The sequence below is a fragment of the Butyrivibrio sp. DSM 10294 genome, from assembly GCF_028539135.1.
GTDB lineage: Bacteria > Bacillota > Clostridia > Lachnospirales > Lachnospiraceae > Butyrivibrio.
In genome coordinates, this window is the sequence record NZ_JANSWL010000087.1 from 328,600 (window position 1) to 353,124 (window position 24,525).

Sequence of the window (24,525 nt, forward strand, 5' to 3'; positions counted from 1 at the left end):
AATTAATCTGTAAATACTTTTCTTGGTGCTACGCTCTTAACGGCGGCAACGAATTCGCCGCTCGGTTCAAGGATAAGTTTTTCCTTGCCATCATAGATGATAGTATATGTTGGATCCGGTTGAGGGTTCTTCTCCCTTGCGGAGTAATCCAGCACCTTGTAAGTCTTGTTTCTGTACTCATCAAGGTGATAGGAACGTGAAGGAGCCATTATCTCGATACGTTCAACTTCATATTTACCTACATTTTTTCTTCTGGACTTGTTAAGCACCTTGTCAACTGTGATCTCTCTGTCGCAATACTGATACTCAAACTCGATGCTGGCGTTGAGGGATATAAAATAATATCCTACAGCTGCGGCTATACCTAATATAAGAGCAATTATTCCCAAAGGTGTGATGATAAATGCAATAAAAAATAGAACTGCCAGAAAAAGAGTAAGATACTTAAGTACCACCATAAGGGGTGATGCCTTACTCTCCACTAGGCATTCAACATAACTGTTGTCGTTAACCATGCCTGAAATTACCTCCTGATAATGAAAGATACGGACCATAGAATAAAGTCCATGTTAAGTATTCGAAGAACTCTGTGAAAAATATCAACATTTAACGAATATCCTATATTATCTGTGATAATCTTTCAAGATGTTTTTTAACCAAAATCCTATTTTATTTTCAATTTTCAATTGACACCTTTGTCTTAGGAATTATAATCATGACTAAGTGCATAAACGCCCTATTACAATTATATATGTTTTAACATCAAAATAAAATTACTTTTGTGTTAACTCAAAGTTAAAGATATAGAAAAAGCACAGGAAACAACGCATTAAACAATAGAGTAAATAATTATAGAAAGAAGGATAAATATGGCAAGCGGACAGTCAGTACACGACGAAATAAGAGCGGAAAGAAAAAAGCTGAAAGGCAAAGGACTTAAGGCTAACCTTGAGTACTTTTGGGACTATTATAAGATTCATACGATCGTGGCGATATTTGCCATCATACTTCTGGCAATCCTAATAAGAGATATCAGAAATAACAAGCCCTACGGTTTCTACGCCATGATGCTCAACTGCGGAGCCTCAGAGGCACAGACCGCAATGGAAGATGAATTTGCACCAATTGCAGGCATCGATACAACCACCTACGATTGCCTGATAGATACCACTTCCAGCTTCCACACACAGACCTTTGACGAGCTCACAGTAGCCACCAGTCAGAAGATCATGGCAGTCATGTCAGCCAAGGAGCTGGATGTGATAGCTGCAGATATTCCCACAATGCTCTTCTATGCTAACCAGGAGACCTTCCTTGATCTTAGGACCGTTTATTCCGAAGAGGAGCTTCAGTCCTTGAGTGACAGACTCATCTATGTTGATCAGGCATATCTTGATTATCTTGCCTCTGAGGAATATCAGACCTATATATCAACCGGCGAGTTCGACAAGAACAACAAGTTTGCTGTAATGGCAGATAACTACAACAAGACGCTTAGCTATGATGAGCAGTCTCCGGACACAATGGAGCAGCCGGTTCCGATTGCCATCAAGCTGACAGGATCACAGGTTGTTGACAAGTACGGTCTGTACTATGGTCAGGAGTGTGCTGTGGCGGTTGTTATTAATTCGCAGCATACGGATGTGGATATGAAGTATATAGATTATCTTTTAAAATGAGAAATTGTGACATCGGTAGAAACATGTGATGACAAAGGGATAAAATAAAAGAAGCATATCATGCGAGCATGATATGCTTCTTTTACTTTATCCCTTTGTCATCACATCTGTGTTGTAACGAAGATGTCGTAAATGGCTCTGATGGCTTTTTCGAAGTCGCGGTTCTCTACACCGATGATTATGTTAAGCTCTGAGGAGCCCTGGTCGATCATTCTGACGTTGACGCTGGCGTGAGCAAGTGCTGAGAATATTCTTCCCGCTGTTCCTCTTGTGGACTTCATACCTCTTCCCACTACAGCGATAAGTGCAAGATCTGTTTCGATATCAAGCTTGTCGGGATGAGCCAGTCTGTGAATCTCGGAAACTACAGCCTGCTCCTTGTCAATGAACTCATCCTGAGTAACGAAGACTGTCATGGTGTCGATTCCGGAAGGAACATGCTCGATTGAGATGTCCTGATCCTCAAAGGCCTGCAGTACTCTTCTTACGAATCCAACCTCTGAGTTCATCTGATCCTTGAGAACGTTCACGCAGCAGAAGCCCTTCTTACCTGCTATACCGGTGATAACATATTTGGACTTTCTTGCTGTTGACTCAACAATCCAGGTTCCGGGATCCTCAGGCTTGTTGGTATTTCTGATATTGATCGGAATTCCTTCTTTTCTTACAGGGAAAATAGCATCCTCATGGAGAACGCCCGCGCCCATGTAAGCAAGCTCTCGAAGCTCTGTATAGGTGATGGTCTCAATGTGAGGCGGTCTGTCGATGATCCTGGGATCTGCCACAAGGAATCCTGAAACATCTGTCCAGTTCTCATATACATCAGCCTTCACGGCTCTTGATACGATGGAGCCTGTTATATCAGAACCACCTCTTGAAAAGGTCTTGATGCTTCCGTCGGGATATGCTCCGTAGAATCCCGGGATAACAGCCTTGGGAGTCTTCTCAAGCTTCTTGGCCATAAGCTTGTTGGTCTTCTCCGCATCAAATTCGCCGTTCTTGTCAAAAGCAACCACAGTAGCTGAGTCGATGAACTCATATCCAAGATAAGCAGCCATGATAATACCGTTAAGGTACTCTCCGCGGCTTGCTGCGTAATCGTTTCCTGCCTTGGCCTTGAAGTTCTTCTCAATGGTCTTGAATTCATCTGACAGATTCAGCTTAAGAGACAGTCCCTTGATGATCTCATCATATCTTGCCTTGATATCAGATAACTGCTTGGAGAAATCCTTGCCTGCCTCTGCAAATGCATAGGTCTTGTACAACATGTCTGTAACCTTGGTATCCTTGGAATTTCTCTTTCCGGGAGCTGAAGGTACTACATAGTTGCGGTCTGGATCGGATCTTATGATATCGCCAACCTTCATGAACTGCTCTGCGCTTGCCAGTGAACTGCCACCAAATTTAACTACCTTTTTCATCGCCTATTTTTCCTTTTTCTTCTTTTTTATTAACTAAACCTCTATAACTAAATCTCTGTAACTAAGCCTCTATAATCGAGCCTCAATGTAATCTGTCTGTCAAAAAAGCCTTAAGTATCCCTTGACCTCATCAAGTTTCTTAAGCTTCTCTTCGAAGTCTTTCTCGGAAATAAGGTCCGTAATAACCGCAACCTCACCCTGAACCTCGGGAGCCTTCACGATATCGATCTCAGGTCCGAAGATGTCAAAGAGCTTGTCCTTCTCATTCTCGGGAACTCTTACGAAGAACTGACGAACTGCGCTGTCCTTGGGAGCAAGATCTGCCTTCTCTGCATTCATGTTAACTGCGATATGTCTTCCTCTGTGTTTGAGAATATCAATCACGTCAGCTACTACTGCACTTGCTGTGGCATTCTTGCCTGCTCCCTTGCCGTAGAACATTACATCGCCCAGCATATTGCCATGAACATTGATTGCATTGAATACGCCGTTTACATTGGCAAGAGAATTCTCCATCGGAATAAGGAAAGGTGCAACCATTGTGTAGAAACCGGTTGAATTCTTCTTGCACATTCCAAGGAGCTTGATAGCCATATTAAGGCTTCTTGCATAAGCAAAATCTGCTGTGTTTATCTTGGAAATACCCTCGGTATAAATATCCTCGTACTGAACGTGCTTGCCACTCATAAGGCTGGCCAGGATCGCGATCTTCCTGCAGGCATCATAGCCTTCAACATCAGCCTCGGGATTTCTCTCTGCATATCCCTTATCCTGAGCGTCCTTAAGGACTGTATCAAAGTCGGCGCCCTCTTTGTCCATCTTGGTTAAGATATAGTTGGTTGTTCCGTTAAGGATACCTGTGATTGCATCGATCTTCTCATGCTTAAGAGAATCGTTGATGCTGCGAAGAACCGGTATTCCGCCGCCTACGCTGGCTTCAAACAGGTAGCTGACACCATGCTGTCTTGCAAGCTCCACCAGCTCAGGGCCGTGGGCTGCCACCAGCTCCTTGTTGGAGGTACATACGCTCTTACCCTTCTCAAGGGCTCTCTTCTCAAAAGTGAAGGCAGGCTCAAGACCACCCATAGTCTCACAGATAACCTCTACCTCAGGGTCATTTAAGATAATCTCGATATCATGTACAACCTGTGCCTCATGCTTGTCCCCGGGGAAATCCCTAAGGTCCAGAATGTATTTAACTTCAACTGCTTCACCTGCGCTGAGCTTCACATCCTCTGCGTTGGTATCAAGCACGTTAACCACTCCGCTTCCAACTGTTCCGTATCCCAAAACCGCTATCTTTGCCATCATGACCTCCAACTTTTATAATATAATTAAAACATAATTCATAACTTATTGTCCGCATTACGAAATCGATGCGCTTCGTCCCGTAATGTGAACCTTGTGTACACCTTCCTTGGCCTCCATGAGAGTTATCATGTCCATGATATCCCTGGTGGTGGGAAGTACCTGTATCGTAATGGATATTGATGCCACCCCGTTCAGTGGAATTGACTGATGAATCGTAAGAATATTAGCACCGAACTCTGCTATAAGATTAAGTACAAATGAAAGAAGTCCCACCTCATCATTCATCTGGAATGTAAGAGTAAGGGTCGTCCCCTGAAGACTGTCGTGGAACTCATAGATATCATCTCTGTATTTATAAAAAGAACTGCGGCTGATTCCAAGGAATGCCACGGCATCATTGACCGTCTTGACTTTCCCGGACTCCAGAAGCTTCTTAGCCTCAACGACCTTGAGAAGTACCTCCGGCACCGCCTGTTTTCTGATTACATAGTAACCTGAGTCCTGTTGCATTTAATGTTTTTCCTCCACGGACATTTGTGTTCACCTGAAAGAGTTTAACACACTAAAGTCATGAAGGCAAGCGGTAATTTCTATAAATATTGAAGTCCTTTTTCAAATCCCTTTGGTAACATTGCCAAGAATACTTTTTTCTGCAACGAAAAAAACTGTATGGCGGTTGCGGCATACAGCTTTTTTACATTATAAAATATGGAACACCACATATACTGGCTATCAAAAGAAACCGTAGACAGAGAGAGAATAAGGAGAGTTTTTGTATTGTTTGCGTTTCTTTTGATAATAATATTGTAAGTTTTGTCTTTATATGTTTAAATAAGTACGTTGGCGAATAAAGCGTATTTATTTTTCCATTAGAGGGGATTTATCAGTATTATTTCGTTATACAAGTATTTATGTGTTTTAGGAGGTGTATCATGGGGAAAAGATCAATCAGAGAAGATAAGAATATCTTTTTTGAGAGCAGGGAACAGGCAGGACTTACAAGAGCCCAGGCCAGCGAACTCCTCGGAGGAATAAGCGACAGTTCTCTTGAAAAAATGGAAACAGGTAAGACCAGCATCTATCCGGAGGATGTTGTTTCAATGGCTAAGGCCTACAAGAAACCGGAGCTTTGTAACTACTATTGTACTCACGAGTGCGCTATCGGACGTACTTCAGTTCCTGAGGCCAGGCTCTCATCTCTTTCAGAGATCGTTCTTGGTATGCTCTCATCACTGAATTCTCTCGAGAATCAGAAGAACCGTCTTATTGACATCACAGCAGACGGAATAGTATCCGATGACGAACTTTCAGACTTTGCCGATATCCAGAAGAATCTCGATCAGATCGATTCAACCGTTGAATCTCTGAAGATCTGGGTAGCCAATACCATCGCTCAGGGCAAGCTTGATAAGGATAAGCTCGACCAGCTTATGAAGAAATAATTCTTTTGGTAAATAAAATTATTAAGGCCGTTGCAGTTATCATATCTGCAACGGCCTTTTTTATGTCCTTATAGGCTATTATTTAATTGTTAACACCCCAATCGGGAGTTGAGGTAACTGAAGGAGCACTCTGTGCAAAATCAGTAGCCTGAGCCTGCATACCGGGCATCTGCTGCATAGGCTGAGCACCCTGAGGTGTCCACGCAGCTCCTGTGGACTGATTCTGATTCATACCATTCATCTGGTTCATGCCATTCATTGGATTCTGCTGGTTCATACCGCCCATGGAAGTCTGCTGATTCATTCTGGGACTCCACTGACTATTCTGCATTCCTGCATTATTACCCATTCCGGCATTCATTCCCATAGGTGATGAAGCATTCATTCCACCCATCTGTCCATTCATTCCCGGCATACCGTTATTCATTGTATTATTCATTCCGTTCATACCAGCGGGTCCGCCAAAGCCTGTTTGCTTCTGTCCCATTCCAGGCATCTGAGGGCCATTGGAAAACTGCTGGGGCTGAATGCCCATTTTATTCATATTAAGAGGATTGACAATTCCTCCGTTGTAATCTTCATACATCTCGGCAATCTTCTCTCTCTTTCTATAAGTGAAGTAGAGATAAAAGCCTGTTCCCGCTACTGCTGCAGCGCCCAAAATCTGAAGAATTAAACCTAAACTGATAATAGTACCACCTCCCTGGTTACCCTGTGAACCGGATGATCCTGTGCCGCCCTGGCCACCGCCCTGGCTGCCACCCTGACCACCGCCCTGTCCTTGGGGTGCCGCAGATGAAGATCCGTCTGTTCTATATCTTACATGTAATGACTGATCGGAACCAAGATCAAGAATATTCCACTGAAGAACTGTTCCACCGTCAGATGTCATTGGTGCATCATGTTCTATCGGTTCAGAAGGGAAATACATTGTAACCCTCGCTGTTCCGCCGGCACCTTCGATGCTCTGTCGCATTACTTCAATTTTCTCTGTACTGGTGGAATCAGTATTATAGAAATACCAGTCGATGGTACACTCATTGCCGCTACGATTGAACTGGAAATTGCCCGGATTAAATCCTACCAGTTCCATTCCCGAGCCTTCAACACACATATTGTTAAACGCCTGATTGAGGTCAACATTGGCTGCACTTACAACAAAACCTTCACAGCCGTCCTCATTATAATCTTCTACTGTAAAACCTCTGTCCTCAAGCTCTTCTGTAATTGAATCCATATTGTACTTACTGGGATCCATACCATTTTCCCGCATCTTGTCAGGGTTAATAGCATACAGGACTGCAATTGATCCTGTTCCATCTTCGTTAACCTGCATGGCGGCTTCGTATTTTCCACATCCCACAAGACAGATGATCGCCATAATCATCACTAGAATACATTTGATTCGTCTCATACTTCCTCCTAAAAACTCCGGGATCTTGGTGATCCTTTTTCCCAACCTCCAAAACAATAACACAAATTACAGTGATTTACTATACCCAAAAAAGTGAAAAAACGGTGTCTAAACAGCGAAAAACCATGGCGTCGGGGAACGTCATGGTTCTTCTAAAAGCGCTTATAAAAGGAAAGAGTAAAATAGGAGGTTTATAGAATAATCAACCCTTAACTGCTCCGGCTGATACTCCACCTACTATATACTTGGAAAGAATAAGATATACAACGATAACAGGGAAAATAGATGCTGCTATCATGATATAAATCTGTCCCATATCAAATCTAAGCCAGTCAGCACCACGCAGCTGAGCGATCATAACAGGAAGTGTCTTCTTAGCATCTGTATGAAGGATCAGAGCAGGTGTGAAGTAGTTATTCCAGCTTCCTACAAAACTGAAGATCATCTGTACGCTGATAGCGGGCTTAATAAGCGGCAAAATAATTGTGTTAAAAGTACGGAACTCGCCTGATCCGTCGATTCTGGCAGCCTCAACAAGAGAAAGAGGCAGGTTACTCTCCATGTACTGCTTCAGATAGAAGTAAGTAACGGGAGAAGCAATTGCAGGTATGATCAGAGGAATGATGGAATCATCAAGTCCGATCTTGTTGATCAACTGCAGGAAACCAAGTGCTGTAACCTGTCCGGGAATCATCATGATTGCCAGGATGAAGGTCGCGATTGCCTGTCTGCCCTTGAATCTGTAAGTAAAGATTGCATAGGCTGTCATAGCTGAGAAATAAGTACACAAAACTGCTGTACAAACTGAAACAGTAATACTGTTCAGGAAGCCTTTTGCGATAGGAATCGTTCCGGTAATAAGGCTGTGCCAGTTATCCAACAGATGGGTACTTGGTAAAACTGTAAATCCAAGTGTCATCTCTGAATGTGATCTTGTTGAGTTAATAAGCAAAATATAAAACCAAATAAGGCAAAGGAATGAGAAGAAAACCAGAACCACATATGCAATGATTCTTCTGACTCCAATTGGCACGCCATGAGATTTCATTTTAGTATCATTATTCATCCCACTGTCCTCCTCAATTCTTTTCTTTGGAACTGTTCATTCTGAATACGAGAAGACTCAGAATACCAGTTACTACAAACATGAATACTGACAATGCACCACCACGGCCAACGTCCTTACTTGTAAGGTAACGGTTCAGCAACATGATAACTGTGGTCAGGGAATCTGTCGGATTACCACGACCGTTTGTCAGGATCTGAGGAACATCGAACATCTGCAGACCACCGATAAGTGATGTGATCAGCACATATACGAAGATGGGACGAAGAATAGGCATTGTAATTTTGAAGAATACCTGTGAAGAAGTTGCGCCGTCCACCTGCGCTGCCTCATAAAGTGATGAGTCAATACCAAGCATACCTGCCATAAGAAGGATGGTGGTATTACCAAACCACATAAGGAAGTTCATAAGCATAACAAGAATTCTTGAAGCTACAACGTACTGGAAGAACTTGAAGGGTTCCTTAAGTACATGGATGCTAAGAAGAATCTGGTTAACCGGGCCACTGTCTGAGAACAGTGCAAAGAATAACATTGAAAAAGCTGATGCCATGATAAGGTTAGGCATGTAGATAACTGTCTTGAAGAACCTCTGACCCTTAAGTCTAAGAGAAGGATCTGAGAACCAGTAAGCAAGCAAAAGCGCTATCACGATCTGGGGGATAAAACCACCAACCCACATGATAAGCGTATTTCCTAAGTATTTCCAAATTTCCGGTGATGAAAGCAGATTAACATAGTTCTGAATTCCAACAGGATTAGGTCCGATCTGCTTAAGTCCGGAACGATAATTTTCGAAGAAACTGTTATAGATTGTTGAACATAACGGAATCAAGCTGAAAATGATATATGTAACAAAGAATGGTATAAGAAAGATGTATCCCCATCTGTTAAACTTAACCACGTTAGAAGTGGACTTTTTCTTGTCCATACTCTCTACCTCCGCGAATATTTACTCTTCACTCTTTACTCTTTTATTTTTAAGAATTTCAAGCGTTTTTTAAAGAATTGCCTGCCGGCAGTATTACCGGCAGGCAATTTGTTCACTGAGTAGTGATACTATACAAAATTATCTTGTAAGCTCAGGATATCTCTGAAGTGCGAGTGTGTAGAACTGCTCCATAGCCTCATCAATTGTTGCATAGTTGCCATTGATGTAGTCGCCCATAGCTGTCTGGAAGTCACCAAGAAGACCCTGGTCATAAGCTGTAAGGTTAGCCATATCAATGTTGTCAGCGCCTGCGCAGAACATCTTAAGAGCGTTCTGTCCACCAAGAACTGCACTTGAGTATGATGTATCGTTTGCAAGCTCTTCCATAACAGGTCTGTTGTTTACGAAATCATTGTCCTTAAGAACGATGTCCTTCATAACTGCAGGATCGCATGTCATCTTTCTGATGATGTCAGCTACAAGAGTCGGGTTGTCTGTGCCTGCTGCTGCGCAAACCCATGTACCGCCCCAATAGAAGCCCTGAGGTCCCTCTGTAGCAGCCCAGCCGCCATCGTGAGCAACAGAACCTTCTACATCAGCTGCCATACAGAAGTCGATAAGCCATGCAGGTCCAAAGTAAGCGAATACCTTTCCTTCAGGATAGAATCCCTTGTTCCAATCTTCGCCCCACTGTCCCCATGTGTTGCAGTAGCCGGCATCAGCAAGCTTCTTGGAATCCTCAACCCACTTAATGAGGTTGTCATCAACCTGGATCTTGTTTCCGTCTACCCAAGGAAGCTTAGCATTGTTCTGGTATACACGGAATGTATCAGCTGTTGAAGAGATAACATCGTAACCAGCCTTGTCAAGCTCACCGGCTGACTCAAAGAACTTATCCCAATCAGAGAACTTAGCCTGAATCTCAGTAGGCTCGTCAGTTCCGAATACTTCCTTAGCGATTGCTCTGTTGTAGATCATAACACCAGGGCAGCCCTGCCATGAAGATCCCTTAAGAACTCCGTTAGAATCTGTTACAACTGCCTGAGTATATGCATACTGATCCTTGAGGTCATCAGCTGTGATGCCAAGATCTGCAAGAGGCATTGTGTAATCTGTATCTGTGTACTTAACAGCGTAGTCAGCCTCTACAAGGAAAAGGTCAACCTTCTCATCAGCTGCTGCTGATTCCTGTGCAAGAAGGAGCTCATCAAGTCTGTTCTGATAAGCGTTCTCCTCGTTAGGAGTAATAAGCCAATTAACTGTAACGTCACCGATCTTACCGGTTGTTCCATCAACTACCTCGTATCCAGGATAGTGATCTGTCAGACGTGACTTGAACTCTTCGTTCCAAGCTGAAATGTTGAGAACCTTACCCTCATCAGCTGCAGGAGCTGCTGCTTCCTCAGTTGCAGGTGTCTCTGCTGCAGGTGTCTCTGCTGCAGGTGTCTCTGCTGCGGGTGTCTCTGCTGCAGGTGTCTCTGCTGCAGGTGTCTCTGCTGCAGGTGTTGCTGCTGTCTCGCCGCAAGCGGTAAGCATTCCTGCTACCATTGTTGCGGAAAGGATCATACCAAGTAACTTTTTCTTCATAACCAAATTACCTCCATCTCCCTTTTTATATGGTATTAGTAAGTTATTTATTTAAAACAGCTCATGCCGTCTTAAATCAAGTTTAAAAAAGTTTCTTCTATATTAAGTTGTCAATATTCAATTGATCTTCTTGACGGTCTGACCGGGTTCAAGCTTGCCGCTTACAACCACCTGCTCTATAAGAGTTCCCTTGGGGTTGTTGATGAGATCTATAAGCTTGATGGCTGCCATCCTGCCGATCTTCTCGGTATCCTGAACGCAGGTTGTGAGCCTGGGACTGATTCTGCCCACCAGCTCAATTCCGTCGTATCCCACCACCGAAACATCATCCGGTATGCTAAGTCCTCTCTGCCTGATAGCATTGATGCCTCCAAAGGAAGCCACATCATCGGGATAAAAGATGACTGTCGGCGGATCCTTGAGATTGAGAAGCTTGTTGGTGGCTGCAAAGGCTGCATCCGTATCTCTGTAGGGTGAAGCTATCACGTATTCATCAGGGATCTCAACGTCCAGATCCTGTAAAGTCTTGTAAAAGGAACTCAGTCTGTTCTGGGTTACGGAAGATTCCATACCGTGAACATAACCAATCTTGCGATGTCCCTGTTCATATACATATCTGACAAGCTCATTCATTCCGGAAACGTTGTCCGAAACAACCGCTATTCTGTTATAGAAGAAATGGTCAATTGTAACTACCGGGATATTGCTCCTGACCAGCTCGTCCACCTCGGGATCGGTAAAATCAACACAAGCGATCATCACGCCGTCAAACCCTCTGTAAATAGCATGTGAGAGATATGACATATTGTTGATCCTGGCCTTACCTCCATTAATAAAGGTAATGTCAAAGCCGTTCTCCTCAGCAGTTCTCTTGAAGCTGTCCAACACATGATTGAAATAATCATGGGTAAGTCCGCTGTTGGCTTCATCCACAAACAGGACTCCGATGTTGTTACTCCTGTTGGTCTTGAGCGCCTGTGCGGCTGCGTTGGGTCTGTACCCAAGCTGTTCGGCAACCTCCCTTATTCTCTCCTTGGTGTCCTTACCGATATCGCTATGGTCGTTCAGTGCCTTGGACACCGTTGCCACCGATACGCCGCAAGCCTTGGAGATATCTTTTAATGAAACCATTCTCCTGTTCATAGCAACCTTTAAATTTCGTACTTAATCGTTTTCGTGATTTAAATATACAACACATTGACATCAAAATCAATAGGTTTTTAATTTCTTTTGTGCATGTTTTATATTTTTGTGGCATTTTAACAATTTTGTTATCTGTTTTTCATACATAATTAACTTACCGTATATATTTTGTTCATATTTTTAGTAAACGTTTTCGCACATTTTCGCTGATTTGTGTTTCGTTAAGTAGTATTCGTTTATTCGTTTTTCATTTGAAACCGCTTTCAAATTTTGCCTTATTTTTCCTATGGTTGAGCCAAAAATGAGTAGTCAAAATTTTTGTTGCAATTAGTACAATTCTCATATATAATGTGCCTAGAAAATTATCTTAAACGTTTAAGTGAGAACGGGAGGTTATACAATGAAATACGGCTTTTTTGATGACAATGCCCTTGAGTATGTTATCACCACTCCGAAGACTCCTCTTCCTTGGATCAACTACCTCGGCAACAAGGAGTTCTTTACCCTGATATCCAACACCTGCGGCGGATATACTTTTTATAAGGATGCCAAGCTCTTAAGACTTACACGTTATCGTTACAACAATGTTCCTTACGATAACAACGGTAAGTACTTCTATATTAAGGATAATACAGATGACGTGATCTGGAATCCCGGCTGGCAGCCTGTCAAGACTACTCTTGATTCCTATGAGTGCCGTCACGGACTTGGCTACAGCAGATTCACATCATCCAAGAACAAGGTAGAGGCAAGCGTCCTTACTTTCGTTCCTATGAATGATAACTGTGAAGTTTCACAGATCACTCTTACTAATAATAAAGAAACAAAAGCTGACCTTTCTCTTTTCTCATATGTAGAATGGTGTCTCTGGAACGCAGACGACGATATGAAGAACTTCCAGAGAAACCTGAGCACCGGTGAGGTTGAGATCTCAGAGAACGGATCTGTTCTCTTCCACAAGACCGAGTACAGAGAGCGTCGTAATCACTACGCAGTTTATGCCGTTAACTCCAAGGTGGACGGTTTCGATACCAGCAGAGATGCATTCCTGGGCGCATACAACGGACCAGACAGCCCGGATGTTGTTGCTGCAGGCAAGGCTACAGATTCAGTTGCAAGCGGCTGGTCACCAATCGCTTCACACCAGATCAACGTAGAGCTCAATCCCGGCGAGTCCAAGACCTTCATCTTCGTTCTGGGTTACGTTGAGAATCCTGAGGATGACAAGTGGGAAGCTCCCAGCGTCATCAACAAGAAGCCTGCTTTTGCTATGCTTGACAGATACAAAACAGATGCTGATGTAGAGAAAGCCTTCACAGAGCTCAAGGACTATTGGAAAGAGCTTCTTAGCATCTACCACGTTTCATCCTCCAATGAGAAGGTTGATCGTATGGTTAATATCTGGAACCAGTATCAGTGCATGGTTACATTCAACATGTCACGTTCTGCTTCCTACTATGAGTCCGGAATCGGCCGTGGAATGGGCTTTAGAGATTCCTGCCAGGATCTTCTCGGATTCGTACATCTTATTCCAGACAGAGCAAGAGAGCGTATCATCGATATCGCTTCCACACAGTTCCAGGATGGTAGCGCTTATCACCAGTATCAGCCTCTTACCAAGAAGGGTAACTCAGACATCGGCTCAGGCTTCAACGACGATCCGTTATGGCTCATCGCAGGAACCAGCGCATACATCAGAGAGACAGGCGATCTTTCCATCCTTAAGGAGATCGTTCCTTTCGATAATGATATGAGTGTTGCCAAGACACTTATGGAACACCTTAAGTGCTCCTTCAACTTCACAGCTACTCACAAGGGACCTCACGGTCTTCCTCTTATCGGACGTGCTGACTGGAATGACTGTCTGAACCTCAACTGCTTCTCAGAGCATCCCGGTGAGTCCTTCCAGACCTTCGGACCTTCTGAGGGACCTGTTGCAGAGTCAGTATTTATCGCAGGCATGTTTGTTAAGTACGGCGAAGAGTACGCTCAGCTGGCTGAACTCCTCGGAGACGACGCAGAGGCTAAGAGAGCCCGCGAAGAAGTTCAGAAAGTATACGACGCTGCCATCACAGCAGGCTGGGACGGCGAGTGGTTCGTTCGTGCATACGATGCATATTCTCACAAGGTTGGTTCAAAAGAGTGCGAGGAAGGCCAGATCTACATCGAGCCCCAGGGCTTCTGTGTACTTGCCGGAATCGGTGTTAAGGAAGGTCTTGCAGAGAAGGCTCTTAAGAGTGTTGAAGAGAGACTTGATACCAAGTATGGTGTAATGATCCTTCAGCCCGCTTATACCAAGTATCACCTTGAACTTGGTGAAGTAAGCTCATATCCACCGGGATACAAGGAGAACGCAGGTATCTTCTGCCACAACAATCCTTGGGTATCCATCGCTGAGACCGTTCTCGGACACGGCGACAGAGCTTTCGAGATCTACAAGAAGACCTGCCCTGCTTATGTAGAGGAGATCAGTGATATCCACTGCACAGAGCCTTATGTATACTCACAGATGGTTGCCGGCCGTGACGCCAAGTTCCACGGACAGGGCAAGAACAGCTGGCTTACAGGTACAGCTGCATGGACCTTTGTAAATATCTCCCAGTACATCCTGGGTGTATATCCTACACACAACGGCCTGTCCATCAATCCTTGCGTACCTGAGGGCTTCGGTGACTTCGAGCTCACACGTAAGTATCGTGGTGCAACCTACAAGATCTCTGTTAAGACTAACGGCGCTCAGAAGGGCATTTCCAAGCTCGTTGTTAACGGCAAGGAAGTTAGCGGCAATGTAATTCCTTACGATGCTTCTGTTAAGGAATACACTGTAGAAGCTATCATGGGTTGATCTATAGATTAACAGTTCAATACAAATAATTAAGAGCATGTCTCCTGCTATTCAATTAGGTGACATGCTCTTTTTTGCTCATCCAAAAAGAAGCAGAGCCATATACAAGCTCCGCTTCCTCAGTTCTTTCTTCATGAGAATCATCTTCTCGCAGAAATACTAATGAGTCCCCATTGGTATAAAAAACATCCCTCACCAGCTTATTTCCTCATATATGCATTAATAGTTTCCTTCATACGATCAGCAGGCTTGGTAAGATTTTGCATTGATTTACTTTTGTTCAATGTGTCAATTATGGCCGCAATGTAGTGATTCATGCTGACACTGCAATAATATTCTTTCTCAAGCAGCTCAGGCTTCTGATATACCAAATTGGTGGTGAAAATGCGGTCAAAAAGGCCTTCTTCATAAGCCCTATCAAGCTTGGCAAATCCGCCGGAGAAAAGACCAAAGGTAGAAAAAACAAAGATGCGTCTTGCTCCTCGCTCCTTTATCTGCTTGCATACATCTATGATGCTTCCACCTGAAGCTATCATGTCGTCTACAATTACAGCATCCATTCCCTCAAGACTTCCGCCGCAGAAATCATGTGCGATGATGGGATTGGTGCCGTCTACTATATTTGCATAATCTCTTCGTTTATAAAACATACCTAGATTTACGCCAAATATCGAAGCAAAAAATACCACTCTTTCCGTCGCCCCTTCATCGGGAGCAATGAACATAAGATGATCTGAATCTATTTGAATATCCTCATATTCTGTCAGGAATGCCTGAGTAAACTGAAGGGCAGGCGAGATATTCTCGATTCCGTTAAGAGGAAGAACATTCTGCATTCGCGGGTCGTGAGCGTCGAAGGTTACTATATTATCCACACCCAGAAACTCCAGCTCTTTGAGCATTACCGCACAGTCCAGAGACTCTCTCCCCGTCTTCCTGTGTTGCCTGCTCTCATACAAAAACGGCATAACCACAGTAATCCTCTCAGCCTTACCGTTGCATGCCGCTATAACCCTCTTCAGATCCTGGTAATGATCATCCGGGGACATCCTGTTAAGTTCACCATCCATCTTGTACTTCAGCGAATTGTTACATACATCCACCAAAATATAGATATCCTTATCCCTCACCGACTGTCCGATTACACCCTTAGCTTCACCGCTGGCAAACCTAGGACACTGCGCCTCAATAAGGAAATTCTCCTCTTTCCTCCACCCGCACAATATCTGATTGATCCTCTTTGCCCTATCAGCATAGGATTCCAATGCAATAATGCCTAATTGTCTATCGCTCATGGAAACACCTCCATAGCCCTCATTCACGCTATTAAGTCAATTATTACACCTTAATTCTACAAACCCCCTCCCACAATATCAAATTAAAATTTTAGAAACCACGGTTAGGGAGATTTACGCACACGTCAAAAATGCCATCTGACCGAAGTCAGATGGCATCGTTGATTAATCATTGTTACAATCTTGCGAATTCAAAATATATCTATATATTAGAATAAGGCACTTTGTAGTCTGATTAATGCGCTCAATTCCCTTAGAATTAAAGCTTGTTTACGTTTACGGCCTGAGGTCCCTTTTCGCCCTGGATTACATCATACTCTACAGAAGCGCCCTCTTCGAGAGACTTGAAGCCTTCCATGTTGAGTCCTGAATAATGTACGAATACATCATTTCCAGCCTCGTCTGAGATGAAGCCATAACCCTTCTGGTTGTTGAACCACTTAACAGTACCTTTGTTCATCGTAATACCTCCACTAAAAATAAAAAAATAATCGTTCTGTTGTCTATGACAACATATTAAGATTATCACAGTTATGTACCAAAGTAAAGCGATTTATGCCAATATGAGAAAAAAATGTGAAAACTTTGTGTCCTGTTTTTTAAATTATCCCTCACCCCTTTACTTTAGAGTTTTAGCGTGATAAAATATTTAAGCATGAAAGTGTTATAAACGGATTATTGACCATATATGCACCACTTATGCGTTTCATAATTATATCGGAGGTTTCATAATGAACAAAAAAATCAGAACAGATTCAGTTGATCACTTATTCGACGCCATTCTTTGTCTGCAGAACAAGGAGGAGTGCTACAGCTTTTTTGAGGATCTGTGTACTGTAAATGAACTTTTATCACTTTCTCAGAGATTTGAGGTCGCTTCAATGCTCAGAGACCACAAGACCTATCTTGAGATTGCTGAGAAGACCGGAGCATCAACAGCAACCATCAGCCGTGTTAACCGCTCACTCAACTATGGTGACGACGGCTATGAGCTTGTATTCGAGAGAATGCAGGAGTAATCCGGATAATGATTCATAACGAAAGGCTTGCGAAGCTTAATACTTCGCAAGCCTTTTTTATTCCCATTTTATCAGTCTCAGCCGCTAATAAGCGATGTTATAAACCTTACTAAACTTCTTTCCAGTCCCAGCTGCGCTGTTACAATATTTGCCAGACAGTACAGAATGAATACGATCATTCCCACATTGATGATAACGTTCTTAAAAATATTGCCCTTCTCCAGCTCTCCGGGAACAGCGGCGAACTTAACCTTCTTTGCATTGACTGCAATAAGCACAACTCCGGCGATAAGGAAAAGAATAATAAAGAGTCCGATCAGTCCAACTGCGGCAATTGCAGCGGCATGTTCAGTGCAATAATTCATATATGCTTCCATATCACCGCCGTAGATATATCCTGTCATCTCTTCGATGTCCAATCCCTGCGTGACTACCTGAGCCAGAACAGTTGAAATGCCATTGACAAACATATGCATAAGAATTGTATAGATAATCTTGCCGGTACGAAGGTATACGTAAGCAAAGAATGCTCCCAGTACAAAAGCGTATACAAACTGCGAAAAGTTACCGTGGTAAAGACCAAATACAAGGCCGGACATAAGCACGGCTGTTTTCTCGCCAAATCTTACAGTTCTGTCCACAAGGAATTTTCTGAATGTAAGCTCTTCGCAAATAGGCGCAAGAACTACAGCAACCAAAAACATAACAACGGGAGGAACTCCGGTCATAACATCCAGTATAGGGTTAACTGCGCCTTTACCCGTAGCAGCTCCGATACGGATATTGATAATTGTGCCAACTAAATTGGATAAAGCTCCGAGAGTATAAGCGATGGGAAAACATGCAATAAGCATACCGATTCCCATACTCTTTTTGGGAATCTCGGTTTTCTCAAGATTTCTGATGGCAAGGTACATTCCCGGATAAGTAATGAGAACCAGCACCGCATAAGTGATCAGAATGTTAGCTGCCATGGATGAGAAAATCTCCGGATTAACTTTCTTTAATACCAAAGATAAGATCACTACCAGGACCGTGTAGACAAGCTGTCCGATAGAATAAGTAAGACCAAAACGTGAGTAGGTCTTTTTTGCATTTAATTCTTTCATTTTTCCTCCAAAATACTTTTTACATATAAATAAAGACAAAGGAAATTATACAACAAAAGACGCCGCAGTAAACCACGACGTCTCTGAATTCACAGTTATTTCAAATTTGTAAAAAGCGCTGCACGGGGATTATTTGTTCTTACCCTTCTTATCGTGCTTGTCTCCATCCTTCTTGTCTGAAGTGTCGGCACCAGCGTTATCTGCGGCGCTACTCTCTGCAGAAGCTGCCTTGTCTGCAGCTGCCCTCTCCTTGGCAATGTCTGCCGAAGTCTTGTCGAGACCGGTCATATCGCATTTACCTGCAAAAACCGCATTCTCGTCAATGATGATTCCCTTGCAGGTAACGTCCCCATACACCTTGCCTGTGTCGGAAATCTCGATTTTGCCCTGAGGAGCGGAAATATTGCCGTTGACCTCTCCTGCAATGTACACGTTCTGTGCTGATACAGTGCCAACTATCTTGGCCTCCTGGCCCACGATGAGAGCACCGCTGATTGTAACATTTCCCTTAACCGTTCCGTCAATCCTTGTAGAGTCTTTGGTTGTAAGAGGACCGTCCAATACAGCTCCCTGGCCGATAATTGTTCCTACCTGCTCAAGTGATGCATCAAATGTTGTCTCTTTCTTGCCAAACATTTTTCGTAACCTCCGTTTTTAGCCGTCTATTTCAATTAGATCTTCAGGGTTGATAAACTTATCATCCTGCATGATCTGATAGCCCAATTTAAGGTTGTCCTTGGTGACAACAAAAATAATATCGCCTTTGTCGATGGTAGCACCCTCGCTCACAAGAGGATCGCTTCCGTTACGATAAATTGATATATATCCATTGCCATGATCGATGGTAACGGAGTTGCCAAACTTGGTATCTGTGGTAACCGAAGTGATAGTGCCGGTACCCGAAGCTATGATACTGCTGCCATCAGCAGCTGTAAAAACAACAATAGGATTACCCGATACTTCATCCTTATTCTCATCGGTGATCTCAGTGACCTCTGTTGCGGTGAGGTCGTCCGCAGCCGGAACCATGGAGGCCGTACCTGTCAGAGGAAACCCGGAAGGAATGGCAAGTCCCTCTGCTTCTTCCGCAGAGAGCTGTTCATCCTCAAGTCTCTTGTTAATGGCTGCGCTAAGCTGCAGAGTCTCTGTCTGAAGCTGTGAATTGGCAGCCTCTAAATTAGTATTCTCCTGCTGAAGCTTCTCAATCTGTACCTTCTGCTCGGCCTGCAGGCGCCTTAAGGAGCTGATCGTCATTGCCGAATATATTATGTAGCAGACAATCGCAACACCTATGATAAAAAGTGTGTAGGCCATCAACTGTGTCTTGAAATGATTAAGGTGCAGGCTCCTGGTTGAGCCATCCGAATCACCGGATATTATCATAAAAGTATAATGTCTTTTGTGTCTGTGTTTCCTAGGCTTAGAATTTGCGCTCATATTCACCTCCGCCTAACTACCTATTCTAACACAGACACCCGTATTTACGCAAATTTCAGCCGGTTTTGGGTTTGTAGCGTTTACGGCAGAAGAATGTATTCACCGCACACCTCATTTGAGGCCTTCTATAGTTAATACAAATGGGGCTCACAAAAGGTTACAAAAATTCTGAAAAAAATAAAAAAAGCTGCCGCGAATTGACGCAGCAGCTAATACTTATTGACATGCCGATATAATATTTTCCATCTTAAGAGGGCCTCCGAAAATATCCAAGGCGCTTCCGACGGTGACGTCTACTTTTCCTTTTCCAATCTTCTTAAGCTTCTCGATGTCGGATAAATCTTTTACTCCTCCGGCATAGGTGATGGGGATCTTGCCCCAGGAGCCAAGAATCTTGGCGACATTCTCTTCGATGCCGTTCTGTTTGCCTTCCACGTCAGCGGCGTGGACAAGGAACTCGTCGCAGTACTGTGACAGTTCATCCAGGGTTTCCTCGCAGAGTCTGACATCCGTCATCTTCTGCCATCTGTCGGTGACGATGTAGTAGCCATCCTCGGCGGCTTTGCAGGAGAGGTCAAGAACGATGTGATCCTTGCCAACGGCGTCCACCAGTTTCTTTAAGTTGGAATAGTTGATCTTGCCGTTCTTAAAAACGTAGGATGTAACAATTACATGTGTGGCACCGGCTTCTAAAAACTCCACCGCATTATCCGCAGTTATTCCACCGCCTATCTGAAGGATTCCGGGAGCTCCTTGCAGCGCCTCTATAGCCTGGCGTCTGGTGCCCTCATAGTAGGGGCTGTCCGCCGGGTTAAGGAGAATGATGTGGCCGCCGGTCAGGCCGTGTTCTCTATACATTCGGGCATAAAAAACAGCGTCCCTGGAGGAGACGAAATTGTCTTTGGCGGTGTCTCCTTCATCACGGAGGCTGCTGCCAACAATCTGTTTTACTTTTCCTTTGTGGATATCGATACAGGGTCTGAAATTCATGTTGTGCTCCTAGATGGTTGTTAAGATTGGAGATGACAAGGGGACGGGATGAGTCAATGGGGACGGTTCTCGCTGACTCGCTTCGTGAGTCAGCAAGAACCGTCCCCATTGACTCATCCCGTCCCCTTGTCATCTCATCCCTTGTCATCGCGTCATTTATGCCAGCACGTCGCTCATATCATAAAGGCCCGGTCCCTTGCCTGCAAGGAACTTGGCTGCTGTGATGGCGCCTTTACCAAAGATTGCTCTTGAATAAGCTCTGTGAGAAAGAGTTACCACTTCGTCGTGTCCTGCGAAGATTACGTCGTGGTCACCAACGATGGTTCCGCCTCTTACTGCGGAGATTCCGATCTCCTTGACAGGTCTCTTCTCTCTTCTTGTGCTTCTGTCATAAACGTATTCATACTCATTGTTCAAAGACTCGTTGATGCTGTCAGCAAGGGCAATGGCTGTGCCGCTGGGAGCATCGAGCTTCTGATTGTGGTGCTTCTCAACTATCTCGATGTCAAAGCCTGCTGCTGCGAACAAAGGAGATACCTCCTTGAGCACCTTAAGAAGTGCGTTAACGCCAACAGACATGTTAGCTGATTTAAGGATTGCAACCTTGGAGGAAGTCTCTTTTACCTTGGCAAGCTGAGCCTCTGACAGTCCGGTGGAGCAAAGAACCACAGGAATATTCTTGCCGGCGCAGTAATCAAGAAGTCCGTCAACAGCAGATGCATTGGAGAAATCAACGATGACATCCGCATCCACATTGCACTCGGCAAGACTCTTGAAAACAGGGAAGCTGTAGCTGCTCTCGCCATAAGCGTCAACTCCGGCAACCACCTCTATATCATTATCCTCTTTAACCAGGTCGCAGATAACACGACCCATACGGCCGTTGCAGCCGTGCATTATCATCTTCGTCATTATATTCACCTCTGTCTGTGTAAGTTATGTAACAACGGTAAAAAACCTATCAGATAAGTCCGTACTTCTGCATCTCACCCTTAAGAACTTCCTGATGAGCGGGTTCCATCTCTGTAAGAGGAAGACGAAGAGGACCTGCCTCAAAGCCGATCATCTTAAGTGCGCTCTTAACAGGAATAGGATTAACCTCGCAGAAAAGTGCGCTTACAAGGGGAAGCGCCTTGAACTGAAGCTCTCTTGCAGCTGCGAAATCACCCTCAAGGCACTTAGCACAGATATCATGTGTCTGTCTGGGAGCTACGTTGGAAAGAACGGAAATAACTCCGATTCCGCCAACTGACATGATAGGAACGATCTCGTCATCATTGCCTGAATACAGGTCAATACATCCGCCTGCCAGCTGCATCATCTTGGAGGTCTGGGCGATATTGCCTGTGGCGTCCTTGATACCAACGATATTCTTGTTGTCGCGGCAGAGCTTAACTGCTGTCTCGGGAAGGATGTTGCACCCTGTTCTGCTGGGTACATTGTACAGAAGGATAGGAAGATCAACTTCCTTGGCAACAGCCTCGAAATGTGCGATAAGACCGCCCTGTGTAGCCTTGTTATAATATGGAGTTACAAGAAGAAGTCCGTCAGCGCCGTACTCCATGGCCTGCTTGGACAGCTTAACTGCTGTCTCTGTGCAGTTGGATCCTGTACCTGCGATAACAGGTATTCTCTTGTTAACCTTATCGATACAGAACTTAACAACCTCCATGTGCTCTTCCTCTGACATGGTTGCTGCTTCGCCTGTGGTTCCGCAGACGATGATCGCATCTGTTCCGTTCTCAATCTGGAACTCGATCAGTCTTGCAAACTCGTCGTAATTAACACTTCCGTCCTCAAAAAATGGTGTGGCGATCGCTACGCCCGCTCCTTTAAAAATAGCCATGTTTTCCTCCTTATTTGGCCTTCGGCACCTCGAATATCCATAAGAAAAGGCTCAGCAGAAATATCTGATGAGCCTATCGTAATCCGATTTACAGCATAAAAATACTGTTTCGATAGCGCCCCATCTTGCGATGACAGTCATACAGCTCTTAACTGTATGCCCAAGCATTCAGGACTTAAGGCTCCTGAACCTTTCGGCATATTCACCTTTCATAATGCGTCTTCTGCTCCTTACAGCATCAGCAAAATTACTCTTTGAAATATGCAACCTCTATCTCTTGTTATTTTCAGTTTTATAAATAGTACAACGCTTGTCAAGGACCTGTCAAGCCATCCGCACATTTTCCTTTAACCTTCACAGTAATTGCAATCATATTCCCCAGAACAGGTATACAATCAGCGATCCTACGATCGTAGCTGCAAGTGAAGTGCACAGGATATATTTAAGTGCTGCGCCCACCTTGCCCTTGATCTCATCACAGGCATAGACAATGCCCAGGGACGTAAATACCAGTGACGCCGTCATGTATCTGAAGTCGCTGCTGCAGGTGTAAGGATATTTGAACACATACAGGCAGAAACTAAGCAGCATGAAGATGTAGGTAAATGTCAAAAAAGTGGTGCGAAGAACGGGCTTCTTTTCCCTGATCTCACCAAACAGCTTTTTCAGATAACCTGTGATAAATACTATTGTTGCCAGGATTCCCGCTATGATGGAAGACACATAGGCTATCTGAGCAAAGGCCAGAAGGCTGTTACTGATTCCCATAGGATATCCTTCCGCGAACAGGCCGGTCTGGAAGAGAATAACCCAAGTATTGTGGATCGCTGCAGCGCTGAGCGGATGGAACGGAAACTCTGCGTGGAGTTCAGCAATCGATGGAATTCCGATTATGGACCAGACTGAATATTCACCGGTGTACATGATTGATTCGTTGGGAATCAGGGCCGGTGAAGGGATTCCTGGCTTTTCTCCGAAGAGCACCAGGTTTCTCACGATATAAGAAAGACCTATCGGGATGGAGATAACGCCGAATACCACGTACTGTAAAAAGGCATTTCCCACAGCTTTTTTGTCCCCGGATCTGATCAGGGAGATGAAATGCATCAGGAAAATAAGTGCTATCGAGAATGCGCAGATGGCAGTATTGAGCTTACTGATCATTCCAAAGCCCAGGGAAAGAGCGATCAGAATTATGTTACCGAAAGTCTTGTTGCGGATCCATACGAGCGTGCGCCATATTGTCGCAAGGAGCAGAAGCAGCGCCAGGATATCGTTATTGACTGAGCCGCCCAGCACCATCATTCTGGGATGGAAGGCAAAAAGCGCAAGTCCCAGGGGCAGATAATCCTTCTTGATCCCGCTCTCCAGCAAAATGCAGAGCATAACCACCATGCACAGTCCTGAATAGATAAGCGTCGGAACCTGAAGGTTTTCAAAAGCAAGAGCCTCATCTACTCCAAGGAGTCTCTGCACCGTCATCCAGATTGCCTCGATGATATGGTGAAGCGGCGGATGATAGTATCCGAAGTGATCATAAGGGTTCATATCCGGCAGATGGAAGAACTTATAGATGTATTCAATGTAGCCGATATGTCCGTTATTTATCATTTCGGTGCCAAAACCGGTATAGGTTCCGTCGTCATTCTGCAGTGTATGAATGTCATGGAAAAGAACATATCCTGCCCTCATCAGCATTCCAAACCATATGCTCCAGAGAATTAGACCCTCGCTGTCTGTTTTCTTCCGGCTTATCTGCCATATTGCAGCGCTGATACTAAGGACTCCCACAAGGATCAGCATAGCCACCTGGGGCTGAATGGGCGCTCCCGCAGCCACTGAGGTTACGGGATTAGCCTGAAGAAATGCCACCAAAACGGCAACTGCCAGGACTATGGTATTCGCTCTTAAAATAGTATTCTTTTTAATCTGTGTCATATAAACTCCCACACGTCATATCATTTCTGTTATTTCTATGATCGGTCTTAAC

At 44.2% G+C, this 24,525-nt stretch carries 22 protein-coding genes and 1 riboswitch; of the genes, 4 read left to right on the forward strand and 18 right to left on the reverse strand.

What is annotated here, in order from left to right:
• Positions 1-2: 2 nt before the first annotated feature.
• A complete protein-coding gene (locus NXH67_RS15305; RefSeq protein ID WP_022779161.1) occupies positions 3-515 on the reverse strand; it encodes a DUF6106 family protein in 513 nt (170 codons plus the stop codon).
• 354 nt (positions 516-869) lie between these two features.
• Between NXH67_RS15305 and NXH67_RS15310 the strand changes: the two genes are divergently transcribed.
• Complete coding sequence (locus tag NXH67_RS15310; RefSeq protein WP_272797949.1) at positions 870-1,679, forward strand: hypothetical protein; 810 nt, start codon at positions 870-872, stop codon at positions 1,677-1,679.
• 101 nt (positions 1,680-1,780) lie between these two features.
• On the opposite strand, the gene NXH67_RS15315 is transcribed toward NXH67_RS15310, so the two are convergent.
• From NXH67_RS15315 to NXH67_RS15325, 3 genes are all read right to left on the reverse strand, one after another.
• Positions 1,781-3,100, reverse strand: coding sequence for an aspartate kinase (locus NXH67_RS15315; protein WP_272797950.1), 1,320 nt, complete (start codon positions 3,098-3,100; stop codon positions 1,781-1,783).
• 99 nt (positions 3,101-3,199) lie between these two features.
• The gene (locus NXH67_RS15320; RefSeq protein ID WP_026668772.1) at positions 3,200-4,408 is read right to left on the reverse strand and encodes a homoserine dehydrogenase; all 1,209 of its coding nucleotides are present in this window, start codon (positions 4,406-4,408) and stop codon (positions 3,200-3,202) included.
• A gap of 57 nt (positions 4,409-4,465) precedes the next feature.
• The gene (locus NXH67_RS15325; RefSeq protein ID WP_022779157.1) at positions 4,466-4,921 is read right to left on the reverse strand and encodes an ACT domain-containing protein; all 456 of its coding nucleotides are present in this window, start codon (positions 4,919-4,921) and stop codon (positions 4,466-4,468) included.
• Between the two features lie 422 nt (positions 4,922-5,343).
• Between NXH67_RS15325 and NXH67_RS15330 the strand changes: the two genes are divergently transcribed.
• Positions 5,344-5,853, forward strand: a complete 510-nt coding sequence (locus tag NXH67_RS15330) for a helix-turn-helix domain-containing protein (protein ID WP_022779156.1) — start codon at positions 5,344-5,346, stop codon at positions 5,851-5,853.
• 82 nt (positions 5,854-5,935) lie between these two features.
• Here the strand turns inward: NXH67_RS15330 and NXH67_RS15335 are convergent, their stop codons facing one another.
• The 5 genes from NXH67_RS15335 to NXH67_RS15355 form a co-directional block, all read right to left on the reverse strand.
• Positions 5,936-7,267, reverse strand: a complete 1,332-nt coding sequence (locus NXH67_RS15335; RefSeq protein ID WP_272797951.1) for an LppM family (lipo)protein — start codon at positions 7,265-7,267, stop codon at positions 5,936-5,938.
• Positions 7,268-7,469: 202 nt separating this feature from the next.
• On the reverse strand, positions 7,470-8,333 hold the full coding sequence (locus NXH67_RS15340) for a carbohydrate ABC transporter permease (protein ID WP_022779154.1): 864 nt from the start codon (positions 8,331-8,333) through the stop codon (positions 7,470-7,472).
• Between the two features lie 13 nt (positions 8,334-8,346).
• Positions 8,347-9,264 carry a carbohydrate ABC transporter permease gene (locus NXH67_RS15345; protein ID WP_022779153.1) on the reverse strand — a complete coding sequence of 306 codons (918 nt, stop codon included), beginning with the start codon at positions 9,262-9,264 and terminating at the stop codon, positions 8,347-8,349.
• A gap of 138 nt (positions 9,265-9,402) precedes the next feature.
• Positions 9,403-10,851, reverse strand: a complete 1,449-nt coding sequence (locus tag NXH67_RS15350; protein WP_022779152.1) for an ABC transporter substrate-binding protein — start codon at positions 10,849-10,851, stop codon at positions 9,403-9,405.
• A gap of 117 nt (positions 10,852-10,968) precedes the next feature.
• Positions 10,969-11,982, reverse strand: a complete 1,014-nt coding sequence (locus NXH67_RS15355; RefSeq protein WP_272798052.1) for a LacI family DNA-binding transcriptional regulator — start codon at positions 11,980-11,982, stop codon at positions 10,969-10,971.
• A gap of 412 nt (positions 11,983-12,394) precedes the next feature.
• Here NXH67_RS15355 and NXH67_RS15360 point away from each other — a divergent pair, with 412 nt between their 5' ends.
• Entirely contained in the window at positions 12,395-14,839 is a 2,445-nt protein-coding gene (locus NXH67_RS15360) for a GH36-type glycosyl hydrolase domain-containing protein (RefSeq protein ID WP_272797952.1), read from the forward strand.
• A 200-nt stretch (positions 14,840-15,039) separates the two neighbouring features.
• On the opposite strand, the gene NXH67_RS15365 is transcribed toward NXH67_RS15360, so the two are convergent.
• Together NXH67_RS15365 and NXH67_RS15370 are read right to left on the reverse strand one after the other, a co-directional pair.
• Positions 15,040-16,134, reverse strand: coding sequence for a ribose-phosphate pyrophosphokinase (locus NXH67_RS15365; protein WP_272797953.1), 1,095 nt, complete (start codon positions 16,132-16,134; stop codon positions 15,040-15,042).
• Between the two features lie 259 nt (positions 16,135-16,393).
• Complete coding sequence (locus tag NXH67_RS15370) at positions 16,394-16,594, reverse strand: cold-shock protein (protein ID WP_013281837.1); 201 nt, start codon at positions 16,592-16,594, stop codon at positions 16,394-16,396.
• 271 nt (positions 16,595-16,865) lie between these two features.
• On the opposite strand from NXH67_RS15370, the gene NXH67_RS15375 reads away from it, so the two are divergent.
• The gene (locus tag NXH67_RS15375) at positions 16,866-17,153 is read left to right on the forward strand and encodes a YerC/YecD family TrpR-related protein (RefSeq protein ID WP_022777610.1); all 288 of its coding nucleotides are present in this window, start codon (positions 16,866-16,868) and stop codon (positions 17,151-17,153) included.
• 77 nt (positions 17,154-17,230) lie between these two features.
• On the opposite strand, the gene NXH67_RS15380 is transcribed toward NXH67_RS15375, so the two are convergent.
• The 7 genes from NXH67_RS15380 to NXH67_RS15410 all read right to left on the reverse strand — a co-directional run bounded on the left by NXH67_RS15380 (position 17,231) and on the right by NXH67_RS15410 (position 24,473).
• Entirely contained in the window at positions 17,231-18,262 is a 1,032-nt protein-coding gene (locus NXH67_RS15380; RefSeq protein WP_272797954.1) for a CPBP family intramembrane glutamic endopeptidase, read from the reverse strand.
• Between the two features lie 129 nt (positions 18,263-18,391).
• Positions 18,392-18,898 carry a bactofilin family protein gene (locus tag NXH67_RS15385; protein WP_022777612.1) on the reverse strand — a complete coding sequence of 169 codons (507 nt, stop codon included), beginning with the start codon at positions 18,896-18,898 and terminating at the stop codon, positions 18,392-18,394.
• 18 nt (positions 18,899-18,916) lie between these two features.
• Positions 18,917-19,699, reverse strand: a complete 783-nt coding sequence (locus tag NXH67_RS15390) for a murein hydrolase activator EnvC family protein (protein ID WP_272797955.1) — start codon at positions 19,697-19,699, stop codon at positions 18,917-18,919.
• Between the two features lie 216 nt (positions 19,700-19,915).
• Complete coding sequence (gene hisA / locus NXH67_RS15395; RefSeq protein ID WP_272797956.1) at positions 19,916-20,689, reverse strand: phosphoribosylformimino-5-aminoimidazole carboxamide ribotide isomerase; 774 nt, start codon at positions 20,687-20,689, stop codon at positions 19,916-19,918.
• A 156-nt stretch (positions 20,690-20,845) separates the two neighbouring features.
• Entirely contained in the window at positions 20,846-21,601 is a 756-nt protein-coding gene (dapB, locus tag NXH67_RS15400) for a 4-hydroxy-tetrahydrodipicolinate reductase (protein ID WP_272797957.1), read from the reverse strand.
• A 49-nt stretch (positions 21,602-21,650) separates the two neighbouring features.
• A complete protein-coding gene (dapA, locus tag NXH67_RS15405; protein ID WP_272797958.1) occupies positions 21,651-22,535 on the reverse strand; it encodes a 4-hydroxy-tetrahydrodipicolinate synthase in 885 nt (294 codons plus the stop codon).
• Between the two features lie 105 nt (positions 22,536-22,640).
• Positions 22,641-22,816, reverse strand: a riboswitch (Lysine riboswitch).
• A gap of 88 nt (positions 22,817-22,904) precedes the next feature.
• Complete coding sequence (locus NXH67_RS15410) at positions 22,905-24,473, reverse strand: hypothetical protein (protein ID WP_272797959.1); 1,569 nt, start codon at positions 24,471-24,473, stop codon at positions 22,905-22,907.
• Between the last annotated feature and the right edge of the window lie 52 nt (positions 24,474-24,525).